This is a genomic window from Stenotrophomonas maltophilia, from assembly GCF_002799155.1.
GTDB lineage: Bacteria > Pseudomonadota > Gammaproteobacteria > Xanthomonadales > Xanthomonadaceae > Stenotrophomonas > Stenotrophomonas maltophilia_R.
The window spans coordinates 2,716,735-2,742,826 of the sequence record NZ_NERD01000002.1 but is presented as its reverse complement, the minus strand read 5'-3'; the positions used below and the strand labels follow the sequence as shown (position 1 = coordinate 2,742,826).

19 protein-coding genes and 1 riboswitch are annotated in these 26,092 nt (G+C 66.6%); of the genes, 7 read left to right on the top strand and 12 right to left on the bottom strand.

Going from position 1 to position 26,092, the window contains the following annotated elements; genetic code table 11:
* Positions 1 to 90 precede the first annotated feature (90 nt).
* A complete protein-coding gene (gene gcvP, locus B9Y82_RS13365) occupies positions 91 to 2,958 on the bottom strand; it encodes an aminomethyl-transferring glycine dehydrogenase (RefSeq protein WP_100473588.1) in 2,868 nt (955 codons plus the stop codon).
* Positions 2,959 to 3,020: 62 nt separating this feature from the next.
* Positions 3,021 to 3,123: riboswitch (glycine riboswitch) on the bottom strand.
* A gap of 299 nt (positions 3,124 to 3,422) precedes the next feature.
* Between gcvP and B9Y82_RS13360 the strand changes: the two genes are divergently transcribed.
* From B9Y82_RS13360 to B9Y82_RS13350, 3 genes are all read left to right on the top strand, one after another.
* A complete protein-coding gene (locus tag B9Y82_RS13360; protein WP_100475233.1) occupies positions 3,423 to 4,649 on the top strand; it encodes a multidrug effflux MFS transporter in 1,227 nt (408 codons plus the stop codon).
* A gap of 141 nt (positions 4,650 to 4,790) precedes the next feature.
* On the top strand, positions 4,791 to 5,687 hold the full coding sequence (locus B9Y82_RS13355) for a siderophore-interacting protein (RefSeq protein ID WP_100473587.1): 897 nt from the start codon (positions 4,791 to 4,793) through the stop codon (positions 5,685 to 5,687).
* A 68-nt stretch (positions 5,688 to 5,755) separates the two neighbouring features.
* Complete coding sequence (locus B9Y82_RS13350; RefSeq protein ID WP_100473586.1) at positions 5,756 to 6,148, top strand: hypothetical protein; 393 nt, start codon at positions 5,756 to 5,758, stop codon at positions 6,146 to 6,148.
* 82 nt (positions 6,149 to 6,230) lie between these two features.
* On the opposite strand, the gene B9Y82_RS13345 is transcribed toward B9Y82_RS13350, so the two are convergent.
* The 4 genes from B9Y82_RS13345 to B9Y82_RS13325 form a co-directional block, all read right to left on the bottom strand.
* Positions 6,231 to 8,195, bottom strand: a complete 1,965-nt coding sequence (locus tag B9Y82_RS13345) for a M2 family metallopeptidase (protein ID WP_100473585.1) — start codon at positions 8,193 to 8,195, stop codon at positions 6,231 to 6,233.
* Positions 8,196 to 8,794: 599 nt separating this feature from the next.
* Positions 8,795 to 10,444: a phosphoethanolamine transferase gene (locus B9Y82_RS13335; protein ID WP_100473583.1), complete on the bottom strand. Its 1,650-nt coding sequence runs from the start codon at positions 10,442 to 10,444 to the stop codon at positions 8,795 to 8,797.
* On the bottom strand, positions 10,441 to 11,208 hold the full coding sequence (locus tag B9Y82_RS13330; RefSeq protein WP_100473582.1) for a phosphatase PAP2 family protein: 768 nt from the start codon (positions 11,206 to 11,208) through the stop codon (positions 10,441 to 10,443). The genes B9Y82_RS13335 and B9Y82_RS13330 overlap by 4 nt, the downstream gene beginning before the upstream one ends.
* A gap of 111 nt (positions 11,209 to 11,319) precedes the next feature.
* On the bottom strand, positions 11,320 to 13,041 hold the full coding sequence (locus B9Y82_RS13325) for an ArnT family glycosyltransferase (protein ID WP_428993186.1): 1,722 nt from the start codon (positions 13,039 to 13,041) through the stop codon (positions 11,320 to 11,322).
* Between the two features lie 113 nt (positions 13,042 to 13,154).
* Here B9Y82_RS13325 and B9Y82_RS13320 point away from each other — a divergent pair, with 113 nt between their 5' ends.
* Both B9Y82_RS13320 and B9Y82_RS13315 read left to right on the top strand, forming a co-directional pair.
* Positions 13,155 to 13,868 carry a response regulator transcription factor gene (locus B9Y82_RS13320; protein ID WP_100473580.1) on the top strand — a complete coding sequence of 238 codons (714 nt, stop codon included), beginning with the start codon at positions 13,155 to 13,157 and terminating at the stop codon, positions 13,866 to 13,868.
* A complete protein-coding gene (locus B9Y82_RS13315; protein WP_100473579.1) occupies positions 13,855 to 15,141 on the top strand; it encodes a sensor histidine kinase in 1,287 nt (428 codons plus the stop codon). The genes B9Y82_RS13320 and B9Y82_RS13315 overlap by 14 nt, the downstream gene beginning before the upstream one ends.
* A gap of 33 nt (positions 15,142 to 15,174) precedes the next feature.
* On the opposite strand, the gene B9Y82_RS13310 is transcribed toward B9Y82_RS13315, so the two are convergent.
* Entirely contained in the window at positions 15,175 to 15,567 is a 393-nt protein-coding gene (locus tag B9Y82_RS13310) for a VOC family protein (protein WP_100473578.1), read from the bottom strand.
* A gap of 134 nt (positions 15,568 to 15,701) precedes the next feature.
* Here B9Y82_RS13310 and B9Y82_RS13305 point away from each other — a divergent pair, with 134 nt between their 5' ends.
* Positions 15,702 to 16,952, top strand: coding sequence for a DUF819 domain-containing protein (locus tag B9Y82_RS13305; RefSeq protein WP_100473577.1), 1,251 nt, complete (start codon positions 15,702 to 15,704; stop codon positions 16,950 to 16,952).
* A gap of 426 nt (positions 16,953 to 17,378) precedes the next feature.
* Here B9Y82_RS13305 and B9Y82_RS13300 read toward each other — a convergent pair whose 3' ends face one another.
* A complete protein-coding gene (locus B9Y82_RS13300) occupies positions 17,379 to 17,603 on the bottom strand; it encodes a YbdD/YjiX family protein (RefSeq protein ID WP_005410613.1) in 225 nt (74 codons plus the stop codon).
* Complete coding sequence (locus B9Y82_RS13295; protein ID WP_088026772.1) at positions 17,603 to 19,684, bottom strand: carbon starvation CstA family protein; 2,082 nt, start codon at positions 19,682 to 19,684, stop codon at positions 17,603 to 17,605. Before B9Y82_RS13295 ends, B9Y82_RS13300 begins: the two co-directional genes overlap by 1 nt.
* A gap of 215 nt (positions 19,685 to 19,899) precedes the next feature.
* Here B9Y82_RS13295 and B9Y82_RS13285 point away from each other — a divergent pair, with 215 nt between their 5' ends.
* Positions 19,900 to 20,751 (top strand): pirin family protein, encoded by an 852-nt coding sequence (locus tag B9Y82_RS13285; protein ID WP_100473575.1) that lies wholly within the window; start codon positions 19,900 to 19,902, stop codon positions 20,749 to 20,751.
* Positions 20,752 to 20,834: 83 nt separating this feature from the next.
* On the opposite strand, the gene B9Y82_RS13280 is transcribed toward B9Y82_RS13285, so the two are convergent.
* The 4 genes from B9Y82_RS13280 to B9Y82_RS13265 form a co-directional block, all read right to left on the bottom strand.
* A complete protein-coding gene (locus tag B9Y82_RS13280) occupies positions 20,835 to 21,293 on the bottom strand; it encodes a hypothetical protein (RefSeq protein ID WP_100473574.1) in 459 nt (152 codons plus the stop codon).
* A gap of 197 nt (positions 21,294 to 21,490) precedes the next feature.
* Positions 21,491 to 22,210 (bottom strand): aquaporin Z, encoded by a 720-nt coding sequence (gene aqpZ / locus B9Y82_RS13275; RefSeq protein ID WP_100473573.1) that lies wholly within the window; start codon positions 22,208 to 22,210, stop codon positions 21,491 to 21,493.
* A 121-nt stretch (positions 22,211 to 22,331) separates the two neighbouring features.
* Positions 22,332 to 23,195: a pirin family protein gene (locus B9Y82_RS13270; protein ID WP_049427674.1), complete on the bottom strand. Its 864-nt coding sequence runs from the start codon at positions 23,193 to 23,195 to the stop codon at positions 22,332 to 22,334.
* 638 nt (positions 23,196 to 23,833) lie between these two features.
* Positions 23,834 to 25,897, bottom strand: a complete 2,064-nt coding sequence (locus tag B9Y82_RS13265; RefSeq protein ID WP_100473572.1) for a 3-hydroxyacyl-CoA dehydrogenase NAD-binding domain-containing protein — start codon at positions 25,895 to 25,897, stop codon at positions 23,834 to 23,836.
* Between the last annotated feature and the right edge of the window lie 195 nt (positions 25,898 to 26,092).

Below are 26,092 nucleotides of genomic sequence, written 5' to 3'. Positions count from 1 at the left end.
CGATGTGTGTGGGTGCGGGCCTTGGTCCACGCGCCCTTACGAAAACGGCCCGCTCGCGCGGGCCGTTTTCGTTGCCGATGCAGTGAGGAATCAAGCCTCGACTTCATCATCCTTGTAGGCATCGACCGGGATGCAGGCGCACATCACGTTCTTGTCGCCGTACACGTTGTCGACACGCGCCACCGGCGGCCAGTATTTGCTCTGCTTCAGGCTGGCCAGCGGGAAGGCGGCCAGTTCGCGCGGGTAGGCGTGGGTCCACTCGCTGGCGGTCACTGCGGTGGCAGTGTGCGGCGCGTTCTTCAGCGGGTTGTCCTCGCGGTCCAGGCGGCCGTCTTCGATCGCAGTGATTTCCTCGCGGATCTGGATCATCGCGTTGATGAAGCGATCCAGTTCGTGCAGCGATTCGCTCTCGGTCGGCTCCACCATCAGCGTGCCGGCCACCGGGAAGCTGAGGGTCGGGGCGTGGAAGCCGAAGTCGATCAGGCGCTTGGCCACGTCCTCGGCACCGATGCCGCTGGTCTTCTCCAACGGGCGCACGTCCAGGATGCACTCGTGTGCCACCAGGCCGTTGCGGCCGGTGTACAGGGTCTTGAAGTGCGGGGCCAGGCGCTTGGCGATGTAGTTGGCGTTGAGCTGCGCGACCTGGGTGGCCTTGCGCAGGCCGTCGCGGCCCATCATCGCGATGTACATCCAGCTGATCGGCAGGATCGAGGCGCTGCCGAAGCTGGCTGCGCTGACCATGCCGACCGGGCCGTTGTCACCCAGCTTGCCCGGCAGGAACGGGGCCAGATGCTCCTTGACCGCGCACGGGCCGACGCCCGGACCGCCACCGCCGTGCGGGATGCAGAAGGTCTTGTGCAGGTTCAGGTGCGAAACGTCCGAACCCCACTTGCCCGGCTTGGCCACGCCAACCAGGGCGTTCATGTTGGCGCCATCGGTGTACACCTGGCCACCGTGCTTGTGGATGATCTCGCAGATCTCCACCACCTCTTCCTCGAACACGCCGTGCGTGGACGGGTAGGTCATCATGATCGCGGCCAGGCGGTCGCTGTATTTTTCGGCGTTGAGGCGGATGTCTTCCACGTCGACGTTGCCGTTGGCATCGGTCTTGGTCACCACGACCTTCATGCCGCACATCTGCGCCGAGGCCGGGTTGGTGCCGTGCGCCGAGTCCGGGATCAGGCAGATGTCGCGGTGGTCTTCGCCGCGCGAGCGGTGGTAGGCGCGGATCGCCAGCAGGCCGGCGTACTCGCCCTGCGCGCCGGAGTTCGGCTGCAGGCTGACCGCGTCGTAGCCGGTGCATTCCACCAGCATCGCTTCCAGCGTGTCGATCAGCTCCTTGTAGCCCAGCGCCTGGTCGGCCGGCACCAGCGGGTGGATCTGCGAGAACTCCGGCCAGGTCACCGGGATCATCTCGGCGGTGGCGTTGAGCTTCATGGTGCACGAGCCCAGCGGGATCATCGTGCGGTCCATCGCCAGGTCCTTGTCGGCCAGCGAACGCAGGTAGCGCAGCAGTTCGTGCTCGCTGTGGTGGGTGTTGAACACCGGATGGGTCAGGAACGCGGACTGGCGCAGCAGGCCGGCCGGCAGTGCGTCGGCGGTGCTGGCATCCAGCGCGTCGACGTCGGCCTGGGCACCGAACACGGCAGCCAGCGCGACCACGTCGGCGCGGGTGGCAGTCTCGTCCAGGCTGATGCCGACCGAGTCGCTGTCGATCGCGCGCAGGTTGTAACCGGCGGCGCGGGCCTTGGCGTGGATTTCATCGGCATGCACACCGGTGACATGCAGGGTGTCGAAGAAGTCACCACCGACCTGCACGCCGGCGTTGCGCAGCGCGGCGGCCAGGATCGAGGCCAGGCGATGGGTGCGGCGGGCGATGCGGGTCAGGCCGTCCGGGCCGTGGTAAACGGCATACATCGAGGCCATCACCGCCAGCAGCACCTGTGCGGTGCAGATGTTGGAGGTGGCCTTCTCGCGGCGGATGTGCTGCTCGCGGGTCTGCAGGGTCAGGCGGTAGGCCGGGTTGCCCTGGGCATCGACCGAGACGCCGATCAGGCGGCCCGGCATCGAGCGCTTGTAGGCGTCACGGCAGGCCATGAACGCGGCGTGCGGACCGCCGAAGCCGAACGGCACGCCGAAACGCTGGCTGTTGCCGACCACGATGTCCGCGCCCCATTCGCCCGGGGCGGCCAGCAGGGTCAGGGCCAGCAGGTCGGTGGCCACGGCCACCAGGCCGCCGCGCGCGTGCACGGCATCGACCAGCGCCTTGTAGTCGCCGACCTGGCCGAAGGTATCCGGGTACTGCAGCAGCAGGCCGAAGGCTTCCGCTTCCAGCGCTTCGGCCGGGGTGCCGACGCGCAGCACGATGCCCATGGGTTCTGCGCGGGTACGCAGCAGTTCCAGGGTCTGCGGATGCACGGCGTCGTGCACGAAGAAGGTGTCCGACTTCGACTTGGCCGAACGCTTGGCCAGGGTCATCGCTTCGGCGGCGGCGGTGGCTTCGTCCAGCAGCGAGGCGTTGGCGATTTCCATGCCGGTGAGGTCGGCGCACAGGGTCTGGAAGTTGATCAGCGCTTCCATGCGGCCCTGCGAGATTTCCGCCTGGTACGGGGTGTAGGCGGTGTACCAGGCCGGGTTTTCCAGGATGTTGCGCAGGATCACGTTCGGCGTGTGGGTACCGTAGTAGCCCTGACCGATGAAACTGCGCAGCACGGTGTTCTTGTCGGCGATCGCACGGATCTTCGCCAGGGCCTGCACTTCGGTCATCGACTCCGGCAGTGCCAGCGGCGCCGGCGACTTGATCTTGGCCGGTACGATGGCATCGGTCATCGCATCCAGCGACGCGTGGCCGACGACGTCGAGCATCTGCGCGATCTCGGCATCGTTGGGGCCGATGTGGCGCTCGACGAACGCGGAATGATGCTCGAGCTCACGCAGGGAAGGGGTGTTCTGGGACATGGCGAAGGATCCGTCAGGAAAGGGCACACGCACGGGCACAAGCCGCCGGTTGGCGGTCTGCGGGGCGCCCCTCTGTCCTTTTGCCTGAGAGTTTAAAAGCGCGGCGGACCGCAGCTTCGTGCCCCTTCGGCGCCGGATCGAACCGGTCTCTCCAGAGTTGTGTTACGGGTGGTATCGGGCCTGAGCGATTACGGGCGTTGCGCCTTCGGCAGCGGTGTTCCGCTTCTCCCACCGTGTTGCCCGCCGATTATAGCCCGTTGCGGGCGCGCCAGCCGCCTCCGGGCCCGGCCGTTGCGCCTGAATGGCCGATGGCCCGGCCGTGCGTTTTGTGCACCGCTGCATGGCATCAGGCGCAATCCCCACCTATGATGGGCGGATACCCGAATTCATCTGGCGCCGTCCCTGCAGAAGGGGATCGGCGCCCGCCGTGCGTGCTGCGCATGGCCCTGCCGGACGCCTTCCCCATGACCGCCGCTGTTCCTCCTTCCACCCGCCGCATGGCCCTGCTGCTCGCCGGCCTGGCCATGTTCGGCCCGTTCTCGATCGACACCATCTTCCCGGCGTTCCCGCAGCTGGCCCAGCGCCTGGCGGTGGACGAGGTGGCGGTGCAGCAGACCATCAGCGTGTACCTGCTGTTCTACGGCCTGATGAGCCTGGCGCATGGCCCGCTGTCCGACGCCTGGGGACGCAAGCGGGTGATCCTCGGTGGCCTGGTGATTTTCGTCGGTGCCTCGGTCGGCTGTGCGCTGTCCACCGACCTGACCACGCTGCTGGCGTTCCGCGCGCTGCAGGGCCTGTCTGCAGGCGTCGGCATGATCGTCGGCCGGGCGGTGATCCGCGACCTGTACCACGGCCATGACGCGCAGCGGCTGATGAGCCAGGTGTCGATGCTGTTCGGCATCGCCCCGGCCATCGCGCCGATCATCGGCGGCTGGATCCTGCTCAGCGGTGCTGGCTGGCCGCTGATCTTCTGGTTCCTGGTGGTGTTCGCACTGGTCCTGCTGGCAGCCACCGCACGCTACCTGCCGGAAACCCACCCGGTCGAGGCCCGGGTGCCGTTGTCGCCGCGCGTGCTGATGCGTGATTACGTGCGCATCGGTTTCAACCCGCGCTTCCTGCGCCTGGCGCTGGCCGGCAGCATCGGTTTCGGCGGCATCTTCCTGTACATCGCCTCGGCGCCGGTGTTCGTGATGCAGCACCTGCATCTGGGCGAGGGCGGCTTCGCCTGGCTGTTCATCCCCACTATCGGCGGCATGACCACCGGCTCGTTCCTGTCCGGGCGCATGGCCGGGCACACCACGCCCACCCGCCAGGTCGCCATCGGTTTCGGCCTGTGCGCGCTGTCGGTGGTGCTGAACGTCGGCTACGTGGCGCTGGCGCCGCAGTTCGTGCTGCCGTGGGCGGTGCTGCCGATCTTCCTGGGCGGCATGGGCATGGCATTGATCTTCCCGATCCTGGCGCTGGCGGTGCTGGACATGTACCCGCACCAGCGCGGCTTGGCCTCGTCGCTGCAGGCCTTCGTGCAGCTGATGATCAGCACCGTGGTGGCCGGCGTGGTGTCACCGCTGCTCAGCGCCAGCCCGCTGCACCTGGCGCTGGGCCAGGCGGCGTTCTTCGGCGCCGGCTTCGTGTTCTGGTACTGGGAACACCAGCGCGAACACACGGCGCAGGCGGCCAGCACAGGTCACTGAGCAGCGTGCAGGGGTAGGGCGGGCCGTGACGCCCGCAGCACTTGCGACGGGAAACCACCGGACTAGGCTGGGTACTCCAGCCAGCCGGTGCACGGGTGCACGACAGCCAGCCGATCCACTGTCGTTGCATGAGGTACCCCCATGGCTGCGCAGCAGACCTACCGCCTGTTCGAGGTGGCGCTGAAGGAGCGCCGCGTTCTTTCCCCTTCCCTGGACCGCATGGTGTTCACCGGTGCCGACGTGGCGCGGATGAAGACCGAAGGCCCGGACCAGCGCATCAAGGTGTTCTTCCCCTTGCCCGGCCAGGAGGTGCCGCAGGTCCCCAGCGGCGAGGACTGGTATCCACGCTATCGGGCCCTGCCGGACGACCAGCGCCCGCCGATGCGCACCTACACCATCCGCCAGCTGCGCGCCGAGCAGGGCGAGGTCGACGTCGATTTCGTCATCCACGGCGTGACCGGCCCCGCCTCGCGCTGGGCCATGCATGCACGGCCGGGCGACCGTGTGGTGCTGCTGGCCCCGGATGCCGACTGCGCCGACAGCAGCGAGGGCTGGGAATGGAAGCCGCCGGCCGGCGTTGGCCAGGTGCTGCTGGTGGCTGACGAGACCGCGCTGCCGGCCGTGGCCGGCATTCTCGAGGAACTGGCGGCCATGGTGGATCCGCCGCGTACGTTGGCCCTGCTGGAAGTGGCGCAGGCCGGTGATGCGGTTCCCCTGAAGGCGCCGGCCACGGCCGAGCTGGTCTGGTTGCCGCGCGGGCAGGCGGCGTACGGGCAGCCCTTGCTGCAGGCAGTCCAGGCAAGGTTGGCCGCGGCCTCGGGTGTGGCTGCCGGCGATGCGCTGGAGGAGATCGACGTCGATACGCAGATCCTCTGGGAGCAGGCCGATACCCGCGTGGCCGGGCCGCTGTACGCCTGGGTGGCGGGCGAGGCGGGGGCAGTGATGGCGATCCGCCGCCACCTGGTGCGCGATTGCGGGCTGGACCGCCGCGCGATCACCTTCATGGGCTACTGGCGGCACGGCAAAGTGCTGGACTGAGGTGGCGTGAAGCGGCGCTGCGGGCGGGGTGCGCTATCCTTGCGCCCCCCTCGCAGCGGTACCGCACCATGTCCACCAGCTCCAAGACCCGCCGCGACCAGCGCCGTCGCCAGGAAAAGCAGGCCGCCAACAAGGCCGCTGCCCAGGCCTCGCCGGTGGAGCCGCATGCCGAACTGCGCGACGCGCAGCGCACCCTGCTGGCCGGTGTCGTGCGCCGTGATGGCGAATGGGTGTTGGGCATGGATGGCCGCATCGCCGGCCACAGTGATTCTGCCGCGCAGGTACTGGCGCTGATCATGCAGGCCGGTGAGCTGCACGAGCGCAACGGCACGCCAGTGCGCCTGATGTACTCCGATGCGCTGCGCGATGCCGCGCAGGCCGAAGCGAAAGAGAAGGGCCAGACCTTCGAGGAATTCAAGGCCGAACTGGCTGCAGCGATGGCGGCGAAGAAGGTCAGCTGATCGCTGCCAAACCGTCGAGCCGAGCCATGCTCGGCTCTACAACACCTGAAAGGGGCGGATCCTTGCGGATCCGCCCCTTTTTTCATTTCGCCGCCGGGGCCGCGTTGGCCTGCCAGCCGCACATCTGGCCTTCGTTCTGCTGCTTCAACCACTCATTGACCGGGGTGAAGTACTCGATCATCGGGCCGGCATCGAGCTTGTCGGTGCCGGTCAGCTCCTTCAGCGTGGCCTGCCACGGCTGGCTGGCACCCTTGCTCAGCATCGCCCAGTATTTCTGGCCGGCTTCCTTGTTGCCGTAGAAGGTGCACTCATGCAGCGGGCCCTTGTAGCCGGCCGCGTCGCACAGGCCCTTGTAGAACTGGAACTGCAGGATGCGCGCCAGGAAGTAACGCGTGTACGGGGTGTTGCCCGGCACGTGGTACTTCGCGCCCGGGTCGAAGAATTCTTCGCCACGGGTGCTGGCCGGTGCCACGCCCTGGTACTTGGCCTTCAGGTCCCACCATGCCTTGTTGTAGTTGTCGGCGGTGATCGAACCGTCGAACACGCCCCAGCGCCAGCGGTCGATCATCAGCCCGAACGGCAGGAACGACACACCCGACAGTGCCATGCGCATCTGGTTGTTGATGACTGCCTCGCGGCTTTCGGTCGGCGCATCGACCAGGCCGATCGAGCTGAGGTACTTGGGCGTCATGGCCAGCACGATGGTGTCGCCGATCGCTTCATGGAAGCCATCGTTGGCTCCGCCCTGGAACAGCGGCGGCAGGGGGTTGTAGGCCAGGTCGTAATAGATGTGGCCCAGCTCGTGGTAGATGGTGGTGAAGTTCTCTTCGTTCGGCTTGATGCACATCTTCGTGCGCACGTCGCCTTCCATGTTCATGTCCCAGGCGCTGGCGTGGCAGACCACGTCGCGGTCATCGGGCTTGATGAACTGGGTCTTCTCCCAGTACGACTGCGGCAGCGACGGCATGCCCAGCGACACGTAGAAGTCCTGCGCGCGTTCGGTCATCTGCTTGGCGGTACGCAGTTCGGCCTCGCGCTGCGCTTTGTACTGCGCCGCCACGTTGGCGTCCTTGCCGGCCTTGGCCAGCGCTGCGCTCAGGTTGGCCTGGTACTGCTTTTCCAGCGCTGCGGTGATGTCCAGGCTGCCGGCACCCGGGTACGGTTCCAGCTGGTCCCACAGGTTCGACCAGTCCTGCTGCCACATGTTGCCGAGCAGGTGTGCGGCGATCAGGCCGTTGCCCACTTCGGCCTTGTCCTTGCCGTAGGTCTTGTCCAGCTTGCCGCGTGCGTAGCAGTGCAGCTGCTCGTACATCGGCTTGACCTGTTCCCACAGACGATCGGTTTCCGGGCCGATCTGCTCCGGCGGCATGTCGTAGCCGCTGCGCCACATCTGGCCGGCATCGGTGAAGCCCATGCCCTTGGCGCCTTCATTCACCAGGCCGACGAACTTCTGGTAGTCGCCGCGCATGCTCCTGGTGGTGCTGTGCCAGCCCTGCCAGGCGTCGAGCTGCTGGTCGTAATCGCGGCTGCGCGCCAGCACCTGCTCCAGCTCGCCCAGCTGGCGGCAGGAGTTCGGATCGTTGGCATCGGTGCAGTACTTGCCGGCGCCATAGCTGCCTTCCATGCGCGTGGCGATCTGGGTCAGCTCGGCCAGCTTGGCCGGGTCGCGCGGTGCCGGCATCGACGACATCAGCTTCAGCAGGTGGATCGCGCGCTTGCTGTCCTCACTCATCGGCTTGCCGTCGAACCTGGCGGCCTGTTCGATCCAGCTGTTGAGCTGGGTCAGCGAACGCTCGTTGGCCTTGGCCGCGATGCGTTCGGAATCACTGTTGATGTAGGTGGAGGACAGCCACTGCGCCGAGGTCATCTCCGGGTAGGCGGCCTTGAATTCGGCATTGATGCGGGCCACGAACTGGTCGGCGGTTTCGCCGGCCGGGGCGCTGCTGCTGGCGGTATCGGTACCTGGGGCAGCTTCCTTCTTGCAGGCGACCAGGGCCAGCGTGGCGGCGGCGATTGCCGAGGCCAGCAGGAGATGACGGTGTTTCACGGGCGGTCCTTGGGTGGTGAACGACGGCCGAAGGCTAGTGGGCCGTCGCTGTCACCGCAAGTGGCGGAAGTCGGCCGGGCGGCGCCCGGCACCCGCAGAGGCTTTCAAGCAAGGGCAACGTCAACTTCAAAAGCGAGGATTCCGTGCGGTGGCGGGGCGGTGTCGGAGTGCGGGGACGCCGCAAGTACGTCCATGTAGGCTTGGCAGCCGCATCCATGCGGCTGACACCCCGCACTCCGACACCGCCCCACCTGTGACAGATTCCGTGTGCTGTCGGTAGGTGTCGACCTTGGTCGACACATCTGTCAGGTATCGACAAACAAGAATGGGGTCGGATCCGTTTTCCGAAGGAAAAACGGATCCGACCCCAAGGTCGTTCCAACAGATCGCGGAAAACTGTCGAAGGCGGGATGGTTCCGGTGGCGGGAGTGTCCGCGGCATGGATGCCGCGGCCAAGCCCCCAGGGATGGGTTTACGGCGTCTCCCGCCACCGGACCCACCCCGCCATCCCACGGATACCCCGCTGTTGCTGTTGCTTCGGTCGTTGAAGTTGCCGTTGCCTCTGCGGGTGCAGGGCTGCAAGCCCTGCCGAACAATCCTCAACTCTCGCAGTTGGCGAACACGTCGCGGTCTCGCTCGTACAGCGAGGTCTTCACCTGCATCAGGCCCAGCACCGACGGGAACAGGTTGTCATGGTCCGTGTACGCCGCCGAACGCTTGCGCACGCACTGCAGGTCCAATCCGCGGCTGCTGGCAAAGCCCGGCGAGAACCACATCGTCATCGGTACCCGGGTCTGCTCGGCCGGGGCAATGGCGTACGGCACGCCGTGCAGGAACAAGCCCTTCTCGCCCAGCGACTCGCCGTGGTCGGACAGGTAGATCATCGCCGTGTCGTAGTCCTGCATGCCCTGCAGCGTGCCGATGGTCTTGGTCAGGAAGTGATCGGTGTACAGCACGGCGTTGTCGTAGCTGTTGGTGATCTCTTCGCGCGAGCAACGGCCGATGTCACGGGTATCGCAGGTCGGGGTGAAGCGGCGGAACGCGGGTGGATAGCGCTCGAAGTAGGCCGGGCCATGGTTGCCCAGCTGGTGCAGCACCACCACGCGGTCGCCCGGTTTCGCACGTACCTGGGTGGCCAGGTCCTGCAGCAGGATCTCATCCATGCAGCGGCCATCGGCACACAGGCCTGGCGTGGTGGCATCGGACAGCGACTGGAAGTCCAGGCCTTCGCATACGCCCTTGCAGCCGGACTGGTTGTCACGCCACAGCGGGGTGATGCCGGCACGGTTCAATACATGCAGCAGCGACTGGTGCGCGCGGATCTTCTTCTCGTCGTAGTCGTGGCGTCCCCACGGCGAGAACAGGCAGGGCAGCGAAACTTCGGTGCTGGTGCCGCACGAATGCATGTCCGGGAAATTGACCACGCTGGCCTGGGCCAGCTCCGGGGTGGTATTGCGGCCACCGTTGAGCCCCCAGTTCTGCGCACGCACGGTCTCGCCCATGACGATCACCAGCAGGCGCGGCTTGCTGGCCGGAGCACGCGGGGTGGCCTTGGCATCGGTGCCGATCGGCAGCTTCGGCGCGCGCTGCACCGGGTTGTCACCACGCAGTGCACGGGGCAAGCCCAGCAGCACATTGGCCGGCGTGGCGAGGTAACGCACTTCGCGCTGGTTGCGCATCAGTGCGGAGATATCCTGGAACGAGATCAGCGCACCGCCCACTGCGGTTACCGCCGCCGCCACCAGGAAACCGATGCGCCAGAGCAGGCTGCGGCCCCAGCTGCGACGGCGCAGCTGCACGCGCCACAGCACGATCATCGGCAGCACCGCCAGCAACAGCACCGGCCACAACAGCGACACGGTCATCAGCTCACGGCTTTCCTTGGGGTCGGTCGCCAGCACGTTGCGCAGCATGTCCGCATCCAGGTAGATGTGGTAGCGACTCATGTAGTGCGCAGCGAATGCGGTCACCAGCAGCAACAGGCTGATCACCACCTTGGCGCTCCAGCGCCAGACCAGGAGGCCCAGCAGCACGCCGTGTGCACCCAGCAGCAACAGCAGCAGCGAAAGCGCATAGCGCAGGCTGCCCGGATGGCTGGCCATCGCGCTGTGCCAGAACAAGCCGTTGCCGGCCACCGCGAAGAACAGGCTGGTCAGTGCGATCAGTGCTTCGGTGGACAGCTGCGGCCGCCAGCGGCGAAGACTCGCCAACGCGGGAAGGCGGGCGAGGCGGTGGACCGACGCACTCATGCGTTTGCCTCCTGGCGGTTGGAACGGTCCAGCTGACGGCGTGTCAGGATGCGCTTGACGATGAGATACAGGCCCAGCGAAAGCAGCCAACATATCAATGCAGTGGCGACGTCATGCGAAAGGAAATGCGCGCCCCGGACCTGCTGGCTGATGCCGAACACCAGGCCGCTGCCGAGGCCGATCCACAGCCCGGCCCAGCGCCACGACGGGCGCCACAGCAGGGCGAAATAGTACAGGGACAACCATGCGTAGCCAGCACTGGCGTGCCCCGCCGGGAAGCAGGCCTGTGCGGTCATGCCAGCGGGGCGCGCCGTGAAGAGCCCGATGAAAGGCTGGTGCCCGCCGTAGCGCAGCAGGTCCCACGGGCATTCCATCGGCACCAGCGCCTTCAGCAGGGAGATCATGCCGGTGCCCAGCGCCATGGCAATCACAACATAAAGCAGCGCCCATCGCAGGGTGCGATCGCGTCCCCTGCGCCAGTGATGGAAGCACAGCAGGATCGCCACCAGCGCCGCTGCCGTGCTCAGCCATTTGCCCACCTTGTGCACCACCGTGCGGGTGATCCAGGCGTCCTGCAGCGCCCAGCGGCCGCCCTCAAGGCGGAACAGGTGGTCGGCCACCCATTGATCGCCGCCCATCCCCATCAGCAGCGTAAACACCGGCAGACCGAGTGCTACAGGCAGCCAAAGGTGAGTTACGGCAAATCTTGACGCCAGTGGCGATGTCGCAAGCGGCGCTACTGAATCGATGGGACGAACGGGCATGCTGGGAAGGGGCGGTTCGGGAATCCGCGGTCATGCTCGTCACCTGCATGTCGGAGAAGGGTCGGACGCTCGTTCGTGCCGGGTTAATGCTTGCCCGGCACGGGTCGACGTTCAGTCTTCTTCGGCGGTCGATCCTGCCCGCTCGGCGTGGCACTGCGGGTCCCAGGCCGTGCCGGGAAGCAGTTGCCAACGATTCCGGTTGGCAATGCCGATGTCGATCACCTTGGTGGGGTCCACGCAGGGGCTCATCGCATCGTCCAGCACCAGCAGCCAGCGCTTGCCCGGTGCCTTGGCCAGCCACGGGCCGGCGTCATGCCACTGCTCGGCCCACGGGCGCTTGAAGCCGAACTCACGCACCGGTCGATCTGCCTGCAGCAGGTTCTGTTCGCGCCAGGCAACCAGTGCCAACTCTGCGTCGGGGCCGATCCGCGCGCCCACCCGGCGCATTACCGCCGACGCCGACGCATACGGATCCAGCGCCGGGATCAGCACCAGGCCGTAGAGCATCCACAGCATGCCGTGGGTCAGCAGCACCAGCGTTGCGGCACGGCGTACCCGCAGCCACACGATCAGCGTGGCCAAGGCAATGGCAAAGGTCAGCAAGCCATCCCCCAGCACCGGCAGCAGCGAATCCGGCATGGCCCGGCGCTCCAGTTGCGCCACGGCCCACGGATGCTCGGTCATCAGGATCACGCCGAGCACGCCGGTGGCCAGCATCAGCACTACGCTGTAACCGAACAGGTAGCGGCGCACGCACAGCCGGCGCAGCAGGCCCGGCAGCAGCGGCGCTACGGCCAGCGCCATTGCAGGCAGCATCGGCAGCAGGTACACCTCGCGCTTGCCCGGGCTGGCACTGAAGAACACCAGTACCAGTACGGCCCAGCCCAGCAGCAGCCACTGGCGGCGATCGCCACGACGGATGCGGCGCCACCAGGGCTTGAACAGCATCGGCAGCAGAAGGCTGCCTGGCAGCCACAGGGTCAGGATCACCTGCAGGTAGTACCAGGCCGGCTGCCGGTGGTGCCAGGCATTGGCGTAGCGGGTGCCGGTCTGCTTGAACAGCAGCTCATGCGCGTAGGCCTGCAGTTCGGCGCTGGGCGTATGCAGCAGGGCCCAGCCCAGCGGCGCCAGCCACACGCCCACGCCCAGCAGGAATGCCGGGATCAGCCACAGCAGCGTTGCCGGGTGCGGACCCTCCACACGGTGCCCGCGACGGCGCTGGTACAGCCACCAGCCGAACCAGGGCAGCACCAGCAGCAGCGGCAGGAAACCCACGCCCTTGGTCACCGTGCCGAGGCCAGCGGCGAAACCGGCCAGCCACAGCGCGGGCAGGTTGCGGCGCTCGCACAGGTGGCGCATCAAGCCCCACAGGGCCACCGTGGTCATGCCGACCAGCACCATGTCGATCTGCGCGCGCTTGGCCATCAGGCCGAACTGCAGGGTGCAGAACAGCGCGCCGAGGGCATAGATGGAATGCCGCGGCGACCACAGCCGCCGTGCCAGATCCGACACCAGCCACAGACTCAGCAGGGCGCCCAGCAACGACGGCAGCAGGAACGACCACTGCCAGCTGCCGACCACCTCGTAGGCGGCCGCCTGCAGCCACATGAACACCGGTGGTTTCTCGGCATACAGCTCGCTGCCACGATGCGGCAGCAGCCATTGCCCACTCTCGACCATGGTCCGCGCGGCCAGCACGAAGCGCGGCTCGTCCGGCGGCTGTGGCTGCCGAAGGCCGATGCCCGCTGCCAATGCAGCGATGATCAGCAGCCACAACAGGGGCAGGCGCCAACGGCGGGGCAGGGCTACGGGCACGGCAGGCTCCGGGAGCAAAACGGCCACTCTGACGTGGCAGGGGTAGGAAAGGCGTCGGAATGGGCGCAGGTCGACCGCATTCCGACATGGTCGGCGCTACCATGGTACGAACTTCCGTGGATGTTTCGTGCATGCGTCTGTTGGTGATCGAGGACAACCGCCAGCTGGTGGCCAACCTGTTCGACTATTTCGAGTCGCGCGGGCACGTGCTCGACGTGGCCCCGGATGGCATCACCGGCCTGCACCTGGCCGGCAGCCACCCCTACGATGCGGTGATCCTGGACTGGATGCTGCCGCGCATGGAGGGGCCGGAGGTGCTGCGCCGGTTGCGCGCCGAACATGCGTCGGAGGTGCCGGTGATCATGCTGACCGCGCGTGACGAGCTGCCGGACAAGATCGCCGGTTTCCGCGCCGGGGCCGACGACTACCTGACCAAGCCGTTCGCCCTTCCTGAGCTGGAAGTGCGGCTGGAGGCACTGCTGCTGCGTGCGCAGGGGCGCAACCCGCGCAAACGGCTGCAGGTCGGCGACTTGGTACTGGATCTGGCGACGCTGGAGGTTCAGCGTGAGGGCCAGGTGCTGCACCTGTACCCGGCGTGCCGCAAACTGCTGGAAGTGCTGATGCGGGCCAGCCCGGGTGCGGTGACACGACAGCAGCTGGAGTTTGCCCTGTGGGGCGACGAGCCGCCGGATGGCGACCTGCTGCGTTCGCATGTCTACGAGCTGCGCCGCAGTGTGGATGGACCGTTCGCCGAGAAGCTGATCCATACGCTGCCGCGGGTGGGCTATCGGTTGGCGGTGATGGACGGTGCCGACGCCGGCAGGAATGCTGATGAGGGCGCGTAAGCCGGGGCCGCTGTACCGGCGGGTGGTGTGGTGGCTGCTCGGGTACCTGGCACTGCTGTCGATCGCGGTGTTCAGTGTCGGCAACTACGTGCACGAACACGCCGAGCACGCCGCGTGGCGCGCGCTGCTCAATTCCGAACTGGACAGCATCGTCGAGCATGTCGAGCACGAGCCTCATTACCGCTGGCAGGACTCGGACACGCTGAGCCTGTACCGCTTCGACGCGGTCAATCTGCCGGAGAGCCTGCGCACCCTGCATCCGGGGCTGCATGACGGAGTGATGGTCAAGGGCCGCGAGACGGCGGTGATGGTGCGTGAAACCCAGTCGATGGGACGGGTAGCACTGGCGCTGGACATCTCCGATTTCCATGACCTGGAACAGTTCGCCACGCGCTGGGTGATGCTGGCCGGGGTGATCATGATCTTCGTCACCGTGTTGATGGCGTCTTTCGGCATGGAGCGCATGGTGCGCCCGTTGAGCCTGCTGGCCCAGCACATCGGCGCTCTGCGGCCGGGCGTGCAGGGCCAGCGAATCGATGTCGACCCGCGCGGCAGTTCCGAGCTGCACACCATCGCCGATGCGCTGAACGACTACCTCGATCGCAATGAGCAGTTCGTCGAGCGTGAACGGGTCTTCATCAGCACCGCCAGCCACGAACTGCGCACGCCGATCGCGGTGATGACCGGCGCCGCCGAACTGGCGCTGGAGCAACCGGGCCTGCCCGAGCGCGCGCGCCAGCAGATGCAGCGGGTGCTGCGCACGGCGCAGAGCGTGGAGCAGCTGATCGAGCTGCTGCTGGTACTGGCGCGTGATCCGGCGCGCCTGGCCGCGCGTGCCGAGCGCATCGCGCTGGACCAGCTGTTGCCGGAGATTGTCGACGACCATCGCCACCTGCTCGGCGACAAGGACCTGAGCATCGGCATCCAGGCGGCGCCGGTGGATATCGTTGCGCCGATGGCGGTGGTGCAGGCCGCCATCGGCAACCTGCTGCGCAACGCCATCGAGAACAGCGGCCGTGGCCATATCGTGCTGCAGCTGGATTCGTCGGCAGTACTGACCCTGCAGGATCCCGGGCATGGCATGAGCCCGGAGGAGATCGCGGCGATCCACGCGCGCATGGCCCGCGGCGAGCGCGCCGATCGTGGCGGTGGCATCGGCCTGGACCTGATCGCCCGGCTATGCGGCCACCTGGGCTGGACCCTGCAGCTGCAGCCCTGCGAACCGCGCGGAACGCGCGCAACGCTCGACTTCAGTGCCTCGCGCCCCACATGACGGTAGTGCCGGCCGCTGGCCGGCAACCCCGCCTCACTGGGGGCTGGCCGGTCGCGCCACGTGCTGGTCGATCAGGATCACATTGCCATCAGGATCGGCCAGCTGCAGATAGCCCGTGCCCTGGCCATCGGGATCGGTCCGTACTGCCAGTGCGATGCCCTTGGCATCCAGCTCGGCCTGCAGCTCACGCACGTCCTGGAACCGGGGAAGTTCCTGCTTGTGCTGGTCCCAACCGGGGTTGAAGGTCAGCAGGTTGCCCTCGAACATGCCCTGGAACAGTCCGATCACCGTGCCGTTGCTACGCATCACCAGCCAGTTCTGGGCAGGGTCACCGCCGGTGACTGAAAAGCCGAGGGCTTCGTAGAAGGCGCGAGAGGCCGCGAGATCCTTCACCGAGAGGCTGACCGAAAAGGCGCCAAGCTGCATGAGTGGGCTCCCTGAGGGGATGTGGTCGTGGCCGGCACTGCAGCATGACCCGGCGTGAAGACAATGTTAATCTCATCGTGCGCCGCTTTATGCGGCGCTTTTTTTTCCCGCTCTTTCGATCGACAGAGGATCCCATGCCGACCGAACCCGCTACTGCCCTGATCAGCAACGACATCGTTGGCCTGGGCCTGATTGCTGCCACCCTGGCCCTGATCTTCTGGGCCGCCAGTGGTCCGACCCCGTTGCTGAAGAAGATCTTCGCCTGGGTGCCGTCACTGCTGCTGTGCTATTTCATCCCCGCCATCTACAACACCGCCGGTGTCATCGATGGCCACAACACCTCGCTGTACAACCCGGTCGCGCGCGACGTGCTGCTGCCGGCGGCGCTGGTCCTGCTGACACTTTCGATCGACCTGAAGGGCGTCATCAAGCTCGGCCCGAAGCTGCTGCTGGTGTTCTGCGCGGGCACCGCCGGCATCATGCTCGGCGCCATCGTGTCGTTCCAGCTGATGAAGCTGATCCATCCGGAAACCGTGGCCGGTGACACCTGGGCCGGCATGGCCGCGCTGGCCGGCAGCTGGATCGGCGGCGGCGCCAACATGGTCGCCATGCGCGAAGTGTTCGGCACCGATGCCACCACCTTCGGCCAGTTCGCGGTGGTCGACGTGGCCTGCGCCAGCCTGTGGATGGCGATCCTGCTGTTCCTGGCCAACCGCGCGCAGCAGATCGACACCCGCAACGGTGCCGATACCCGTGCCATCGACGAGATGAAGGCACGCATCAGTGCCTACGAGGCACAGAACGCGCGCATTCCCAGCATGACCGACCTGATGATGATCGTTGGCGTGGCATTGGGTGGTGTCGGCCTGGCCCATGCCATCGCCGCGCCGCTGGCGGGCTGGTTCAAGGCCAATGTCAGCTGGGCCAGCCAGTTCAGCCTCGACAGCCAGTTCGTCTGGGTGATCCTGCTGTCCACCGCAATGGGCCTGGGCCTGAGCTTCACCCGCGCGCGCCGGCTGGAAGCGGCGGGTGCGTCGCGCTTGGGCACGGTGTTCCTGTATTTCCTGATCGCCTGCATCGGCATGCAGATGAACCTGCTGTCGCTGCTGGATCGGCCGTGGCTGTTCCTGCTCGGCGCGATCTGGATGGCCACGCACGTGCTGGTGCTGTGGGTGGTGGCCAAGCTGCTGCGCGCGCCGCTGTTCTTCTTCGCGATCGGTTCGCAGGGCAACATCGGCGCTGCGGCGTCGGCGCCGGTGGTGGCAGCGGCATTCCATCCGACCCTGGCCCCGGTGGGCGTGCTGCTGGGCACGGTCGGTTATGCCACCGGCACCGGGCTGGCGTATGTCACCGGCCTGATGCTGAAGTGGATGGCCGGAGCCTGAGTCCTGAGCTGACGATCATGTTGCGTGTTCACGGTAATTGCCGTGGACACGCTTTCCCCGTGCAGAGCCGAGCCCACGCTCGGCTTTTTTTTTGCCTGCCACCGGATAGATCCACGTCATGCGTGGATGCACTTCATGGGTATCCATGAACAAAGAAAGGACAGATCCGTTTCCCCGCGGAAACGGATCTGCCCCCTGATGCTTCTTGCCGTCACCGGAAATCTGTCGAAGGTGGGGTGGTGTCGGATGGCGGGGTGTCCGCGGCATGGATGCCGCGGCCAAGCCCCCAAGGACGGGTTTACGGCGTCCCCGCCATCCGACACCACCCCGCCAAATTCACGGAAAACCAGAGCCGACGCTTTGGCCGTTGCAGTTGCAGTTGCCTCTGCGGGCGCCGGGCTGTAAGCCCGGCACCCACCTCACTGCTCAACAGCAGCGGCCGCCGTTGCGCCCGCCGTAACGCGCTTCCTGGCGCTCGCGGAAGAACGTCTTGTAGTCCATCGGCTCCTGGTCCGGGTGCTTTTCCAGCATGTGCCGGACGTAATTGTCGTAATCAGGAATGCCACAGCACAGCCGTGCGGTCTGCACCAGGCGCCGCCAGATACGGCGGTGCGCCTGGTACTGGCCGGCGGGAACCAGTTGCGTGCTCATCACAGATCCACCATTTCATGCGGCTTCAGCGCCACGTACGGGGTCTCGCGGTCGGTGCGCTGCGGATTGCGGCGGGCCGCCAGGATGGTCTTGATCGAATACACCAGCACCGCGCCCACCACCAGCAGGAACAGCGCGGTCAGGCCGGTGTTGACGTAGGCGTTGACCACGATCTGCTTCATCTGCGCCACGGACTTGGCCGGTGCGGTGATGGTGTCGCTGGCGAGCGCGGCCTGGAACTTGTGTGCCTGTGCCAGGAAACCCTGCGCCGGATTGCTGTCGAAGATCTTGATGAAGCCGGCGTAGGTGGTGCAGATCAGCAGCCACACAGCCGGTACCGCGGTGACCCAGGCATAGCGGTCACGCTTCATCTTGAACAACACCACCGTGCCCAGCATCAGCGCGATACCGGCCAGCATCTGGTTGGAGATGCCGAACAGCGGCCACAGCGTCTGGATGCCACCGAACGGATCGACCACGCCGGTGTACAGCAGGTAGCCCCACAGCGCCACGCAGCCGGCGGTGCCGATGATGTTGGCGGTCCACGATTCGGTCTTCTTCAGGGCCGGCACGAAGTTGCCCAGCAGGTCCTGCAGCATGAAGCGACCGGCGCGGGTGCCGGCGTCCACCGCGGTGAGGATGAACAGTGCTTCGAACAGGATCGCGAAGTGGTACCAGAACGCCATCATCGCGTCGCTGCTGCTGGGGATGGCCTGGTGCAGGATCTGCGCGATGCCCACCGCCAGCGTCGGCGCACCACCGGCGCGGTGCAGGATGGTCGGCTCGCCAATCGCCGCCGCGGTCGCGGTCAGCTGCTCGGGGGTGATGGTGAAGCCCCAGGTGTTGGTGATGTAGTGCGCCGCCGAGGCCGCATCGGCACCGATCACTGCCGCCGGGCTGTTCATCGCGAAGTAGATGCCCGGATCGATGATCGAGGCCGCCACCAGTGCCATCACCGCTACGAACGATTCCATCAGCATGCCGCCGTAGCCGATGTAACGCATGTGCGCTTCATTGGCCAGCAGCTTCGGCGTGGTGCCGGAGGAGATCAGGGCATGGAAGCCGGAGACCGCACCGCAGGCGATGGTGATGAACAGGAACGGGAACATGCCGCCCTTCCACACCGGGCCATCACCGCTGGCAGCGAACTGGGTCAGCGCCGGCATCTTCAGTTCCGGCATCACCACCAGGATGCCGATGGCCAGCGCAATGATGGTGCCGATCTTCAGGAAGGTCGACAGGTAGTCGCGCGGGGCCAGCAGCAGCCACACCGGCAGCACCGAGGCGACGAAGCCGTAACCGATCAGCATCCAGGTGATCTGGGTGCCGGTGAAGGTGAACGCCGGGCCCCACACCGGGTCGGCGGCGACCTTGCCGCCGTACCAGATCGCGGCCAGCAGCAGGATCAGGCCAACCACCGAGATCTCGCCGATCTTGCCGGGGCGGATGTAGCGCATGTACACACCCATCAGGATCGCGATGGGCATCGTCGCGATCACGGTGAACATGCCCCACGGGCTTTCGGCCAGCGCCTTGACCACCACCATCGCCAGCACCGCCAGGATGATGATCATGATCAGGAACGCACCGAACAACGCGATGGTGCCGGGCACCTGGCCCATCTCCTCCCGCACCAGGTCGCCCAGCGAGCGGCCGTTGCGACGGCTGGACAGGAACAGCACCATGAAGTCCTGCACCGCACCGGCCAGTACCACGCCCACCACCAGCCACAGCAGTCCGGGCAGGTAGCCCATCTGCGCGGCCAGCACCGGGCCGACCAGCGGACCGGCGCCGGCGATGGCGGCGAAGTGGTGGCCGAACAGGACGTGCTTGTTGGTCGGCACGTAGTCCAGGCCATCGTTGTTGATCACCGCCGGGGTGGCCCGGGTCGGATCCAGCTGCATCACCTTGTTGGCGATGAACAGGCTGTAGAAGCGGTAGGCGACCAGGTACAGCGAAACCGCCGCGACGACGATCCACAGGGCATTGATGTGTTCGCCGCGGCGCAGCGCCACGGTGCCCAGACAGAACGCGCCGAGCAGAGCGAGTACCGCCCAGCCCAGTTTGGAAAACCCTTTCATGAGGTGCTCTCTCCCGGAAAGACAGTCAAAGAGTCCTGCTTGCCTTCGACAGGGTCAATTGGCACAGGACGAATCTGCGGTAGTACTTTGGTCGTACGCAGGGCGCGCTGACGTGCAGCGAACGTCAGGGATGGAACAATCGGTTGCGGAGCCATCCATTGGCCTACGGCCGTGTGGCGTCCATCTTCAGTGGCATCCATCCAACAGGAGTCGCCATGAGCTTCCCCGAACCGGTCCGCGTGCTGCGCACCATCCGTGGCATGCCCACCTCCGACGGTGCCGGCGTGCGCCTGACCCGCGTCATCGGCGGCCCCACGCTGCCCGACCTGGATCCGTTCCTGCTGCTCGATGAATTCGGTACCGACCGCGCCGAGGACTACATCGCAGGCTTCCCGGAGCATCCGCATCGCGGTTTCGAGACCGTCACCTACATGCTCGACGGGCGCATGCGGCATCGCGACAACCACGGCAACGAAGGCCTGCTGACCCCGGGCAGCGTGCAGTGGATGACCGCTGGCCGTGGCCTGGTGCACTCGGAGATGCCCGAGCAGGAAAGCGGGCAGATGCGCGGGTTCCAGCTGTGGGTGAACCTGCCGGCGAAGGAGAAGATGACCGACCCGAAGTACCAGGAATTCGCACCCGAGCGCATTCCCGTGGTGCACCCGGAGCCGGGTGTGGAGGTGAAGGTGATCGCCGGTACGGTCGGCGGCACCCGCGGCCCGATCGTGCAACCGGCCACCGAGCCGCTTTACCTCGACATCACGTTGGCGCCCGACCGGGCCTGGACCTATACGCTGCCGGAAGGCCACAACGCCTTCGCCTATGTATTCGAAGGAGCGCTGACGGTGGGTGAGCAGGACGCTGCCCGCGATGTCGCGCGCCAGGAACTGGCGGTGCTGGGCGGCGGCGAACAGCTGCATGTTTCGGCCGGCAGCGAAGGCGCGCGGCTGATCCTTGTAGCAGGCCGTCCGCTGCGTGAGCCGGTGATGCGCCACGGCCCGTTCGTGATGAACACGCGGCAGGAACTGATGCAGGCCTTCGTCGATTTCCAGGAAGGCAGGTTCTGACGGGTAGCGCCGGGCCATGCCCGGCGAACGTCCCGCGCGTCGGATCCTGCGGGGATGCTGCCAGGCAGTCATCCCCATCACCGTCAGCGCCCGGCGGCCACGGCCGACGGGGTCAGGCTCATGCCCTGCGCCAGCTGCTGCAGTGAGCCCAGCTCCTGCGCGCTGTCCGGATACAGCGAAATCTGCGCGTAACGCCCTTTGTCGATCTTGACCACGCTGATGCGCCGCTCGGCATACCCCGGCGGTTGCTGGCCGCCCAGGTCGGGCTGGTACCAGTACAGTGATTCACCAGCGAAGCTGCCTTTTTCCTGGCGCAGCGAGCGGCTCAGCGGAATGGCGGGATCACGCGCGCTGAGCATCAGGCTCAGCACTTCGCGACCATCGGTGGTGCTGGCGCGGCAGACCAGGAAATCGGCCTGCACCACTTGCTGCCACTGCAGGCCACTGCTGGCGGGCAGCGAAGGACATTCGGACGGCGCCTGCGCGGCGGCCTGGGCCGCGGCAAACAGCAGGCTCGACAACATGACAGGCACGAACTTCATGCATCCCCCAAGGTGATGAGTTGTTTGGCTCCGCCAGCAGCGCCAGCGGCCATGGCATCCCATCCCCGGATGCCGCCCCATCCGGCATGTGCACGGACGGTCAACTCAACCTTAACGGAACGTGAGCGATCGCACAATTCGCGGTTACAGAAGTAACCATTGCGGCCGAGGGTCGGCCGCAATGGGGGCCGCGTGGATCAGCGGTCGCTGCCGATCCACTTGTAGATGATGCCTCCGATCGCGCCGCCCAGCAGGGGCGCGACCCAGAACAGCCACAGCTGGCCGATTGCGCCGCTGCCGGCGAAGAAGGCCACGGCGGTGGAGCGGGCCGGGTTCACCGAGGTGTTGGTGACCGGGATGCTGATCAGGTGGATCAGGGTCAGCGACAGGCCGATCGCCAGCGGGGCGAAGCCGGCCGGTGCCTTGCCGTGGGTGGCACCCATGATCACGATCAGGAACACCGCGGTCAGCACCACTTCGCACAGGAAGGCCGCTGCCACGCTGTAACCACCGGGCGACAGTGCGCCGTAGCCGTTGCTGGCGAACGCACCGGCCTGGCTGCCATCGATGGCGAAGCCGCTGGCGCCGGAGGCGATCTGCAGCAGGATGAAACCGGCCAGCAGGCCGCCAGCCACCTGGGCGATGATGTACGGGATCAGGTCCTTGGTCGGGAAACGACCGCCGGCCCACAGGCCGACACTGACCGCGGGGTTGAAGTGCGCGCCGGAGATGTGGCCGAACGCATAGGCGCCGGTCACCACGGTCAGGCCGAAGGCCAGCGCAACGCCGAGGAAACCGATACCCAGCGGATTGCCGTCACCCCCGAACTTGGCGGCCAGCACGGCACTGCCACAGCCACCCAGAACCAGCCAGAACGTGCCGAGGAACTCGGCGGACAAGCGTTTACCCATGCTCATGTGTTGCACTCCTTTGACGGTCTAAAGTGTGATTTATGTCACATTTCAGTGATCAGCGGGTGACTGTAGCGTCAACGCCGGGTGCAGGGATACACCTTCGGATGTGTGCAACACGCGATGTTCAGTACTGGGGCAGGGGAATGAACTCCTTGTCGTCGCCCGGAATGGTGCCGAAGCGGCCGGCTTCCCAGTCGTGCTTGGCCTGCTCGATGCGCTCCTTCGAGCTGGACACGAAGTTCCACCACAGGTGGCGCGGGCCATCCAGCGGCTCGCCACCGAACAGCATCGCCTTGACCGGCGTCTTCGCGCGCAGGCGCCCTCGCGCGCCGGCTTCGGGAATCACCAGGTGCTGAGCGGGGATGTCCACGCCATCGAGCTGCGCCTCGCCTTCGAGGATGTACAACGCGCGCTCGCGGTGGCCGTCGTCGATATCGATCTCTGCATCCGGGTCGAGATCGATCGCCACGTTGAGCGTGTCGGCGAACACCTTCACCGGCGATTCCTCGCCATAGGCGCGGCCGGCGATCACCCGCAACCAGGCCCCATTGCGGCGCTGCTCGGGCAGGGTGGCGGCGGCATGGTGGTAGAACGCCGGCTCGATTTCCTCATGCGACTTCGGCAGTGCGACCCAGGTCTGCATGCCATGGATCGGGTTGTCGTGGTCGCGGTCCGGTTGCGGCGTGCGCTCGGAATGGGCGATGCCGCGGCCGGCGGTCATCCAGTTGACGTCGCCGGGACGGATCACCTGGTCCGAGCCCAGCGTGTCGCGGTGGCCGATCGCGCCCGACCACAGGTAGGTGACGGTGGCCAGGCCGATGTGCGGATGCGGGCGCACGTCGATGGCCGTACCGGGGTGCATGAGTGCCGGGCCCATCTGGTCGACGAACACGAATGAGCCGATGCTGCGCGCCTGCAGGGTGGGGACGGCGCGACGGACTTCGAGGCCGCCGATGTCGTGCACGCGCGGGGCGATGATGGTGGTCATGCGGGCGTTCTCGCTGGCAGGGATCAGGTGATCAGCATCGCATGCAGCTGTGACGGGGACATGCCCCGTATGGGTAACAGGTTGTTCCAGCCAACGGCGCAGCCCCTCGTGGCTGTGGGTTGGTCGCTGAAGGCGGAAGCAAAATCAAAAGCCGCGCTTGGCCGGGCGGGTGGGTTGCGCAGGACACGCCGTAAACCCATCCATGGGGGCTCGATGGCGCCATCCATGGCGCCAACGGTCCTGCGCAACCCACCCGCCCGACCTCTGACAGTTTCTGTGTGCTGTCCAGCCACGGAGAAGAAAAAAAGAAAATCAAAATCAAAATCAAAATCAAACGCCGGTCGCTTCGCTCCTGGTGGCAACCAAGGTAGCCACCCACCAGTTCGCAGTAGCCATCAACCAGATTCGCGGTTCACCGACCGTCACCGGGAAGCTGTCAGGGGTGGGGCGGTGTGGGTGGGCAGGACCGTTGGCGCCATGGATGGCGCCATCGAGCCCCCAGGGACGGGTTTACGGCGTGTCCTGCCCACCCACACCGCCCCGCCCACCAAACAGAAAAGCCAGAGCCGCTTTGGCTCTGGCTTCTGCTTTAGAACTTGACGCTGCCTCTGCGGGTGCCGGGCCGCAGGCCCGGCCGATCAAACCACCGCTTCGCGCAGGATGGGGTTGTCCCAGCCTGGGCGCGGCGCGAAGCGGTCGCCGTGGCGCTGCTGCAGTGCCTTCAACCGCTCGACGATCGCGTCGGCACCCACCGCACGGATGTGCTGGATGGGGCCGCCGCGGAACGGTGCGAAACCGGTACCGAAGATCACGCCGGCATCCAGCAGGTCCGCATCCGCCACCACGCCTTCGTGCAGGCAGGCCACCGCCTCGTTCAACAGCGGCAGGATCAGGCGGTCCTCCAGGTCGGCCGGGGCCTGGTAGTCGCTGGCAACGTCCGGCTTCTTCGGCTTGCCGTTCTCCCAGGTGTAGATGCCCTGGCCATCCTTCTTGCCGCGCTTGTCCGGCTCCACGGTCTGCAGCGCGGCCGGAATCTGCAGGCCCAGGAACGGTGCCAGTTCGCGGCCGACGCCGGCGGCCACGTCCAGGCCCACGGTGTCGATCAGTTCGATCGGGCCCATCGGCATGCCGAACTTCACGGCGGCCTTGTCGATCACCGGGCCCGGGATGCCTTCGGCGTAGGCAGTGGCAGCTTCCAGCATGTACGGGAACAGCACGCGGTTGACCAGGAAGCCCGGGCTGCCGGCCACCGGCACCGGGAACTTGCCCAGCGCCTTGCAGAACGCGGCCAGGCGGCGCTCGGTCTCCGGCGCCATGCCGTCGTGATGGATGATCTCCACCAACGGCATCTGTGCCACCGGGTTGAAGTAGTGCAGGCCGGCGAACTGTGCCGGGCGCTGGATGTGGTCGCGCAGCTCCACCAGCGGAATCGACGAGGTGTTGGTGGTCAGCAGCGCATCCAGCTTCATCTTCGGCTCGAGCGTCTGGTACAGCGCACGCTTGGCTTCGGGGTTCTCGATGATCGCCTCGATCACCAGGTCGGCCTCGGCCACGCCATCGCCTTCCAGGTCGGCACGCAGCCGCGCGGCCACGGCGGGGCGTTTGCTCTCGTCGCGCACCTTCTTGGCGAACAGCGCCTGTGCGCGTTCCATGGCCGGGTCGATGAAGCGCTGCTCGCGGTCCTGCAGGGTTACCTCGAAGCCCTTGTACGCGGCCCATGCGGCGATGTCACCGCCCATCACGCCGGCACCGACCACGTGCACGTGGCGGATGCCGGAATCACCACCGCCGAGGCCCTTCAGGCGCTCGGTCAGGAAGAAGATGCGGATCAGGTTGCGCGCGGTCGGCGTGCTGGCCAGCTTCACCACGGCCCGCCGCTCGGCGTCCAGGCGGGCCTGGATCGGCTTGCCGCCGCTGCGCTGCCAGGTGCTGATCAATGCATACGGCGCCGGGTACTGGTCCTTCTTGGCCTTGCGTGCGACCTGCTTGACCATCTGTGGTGCCAGCAGCGTGCGTGCCAGCCAGGTGTTGGTGGCCCAGGCCGTCGCGCGCTGCTTGAACGGGCGCGTGGTGCCGGACAGCGCCAGCGCCACGGCAGTGTCGAGCACCACCGCCGGTGCCACCACCTTGTCGACCAGGCCGATGCCACGCGCGGCCGAGGCCGACAGGGTGCGGCCGGTCAGCATCATGTCCATCGCCGCCGGGGCGCCGACCAGCTGCGGCAGGCGCGCGCTGCCGCCCCAGCCCGGGAAGATGCCCAGCTGGGTTTCCGGCAGGCCGATGCGGGTGCTGCTGTCATTGGAGGCCACGCGGTAGCGGCAGGCCAGGGCAAGCTCGGTGCCGCCGCCGAGGCAGTGGCCGTGGATGGCCGCCACGGTCGGGCAGGGCAGCTCGGCCAGCTTCTGGTAGGTGGCCTGGCCACGCCGGATGGCGTCGTTGACGGTGCCGCGACGATCGAATTCCTGGAACTCCTTCAGGTCGGCACCGGCAATGAAGCCGGCCTTCTTCAGCGACTGGATCACCACGCCCTTGGGCGGGTCAAGCGCGATGCGCTCGAGCAGGTCGCCCAGTTCCAGCAGCACATCCTGCGACATCGCGTTGACGCTGCTGTCCTGACGATCCAGGGAGAGAACCACCACGCCGTCGTCGCGGATCTCGGGGTGCCAGTGGCTGAAGCGGAGACCATCGAAGCCTGAGAGCATGGACGTTCCATCCGGTTGTGTATGGAGAAGCGGCTATGATCCAGAGGTTGTTTCCCCCGCGTCAAATCCCAATAGCAGGGGAGTGGCGACCCCGGATCCATGGCCGTGGACCGGGACGCTAACGGAACGGTGGTTAAAAGCTGGTGCGGCGCCAGGTGATCGGCGACTGAACTTTTCCCGGGATTGGCAGTCTCA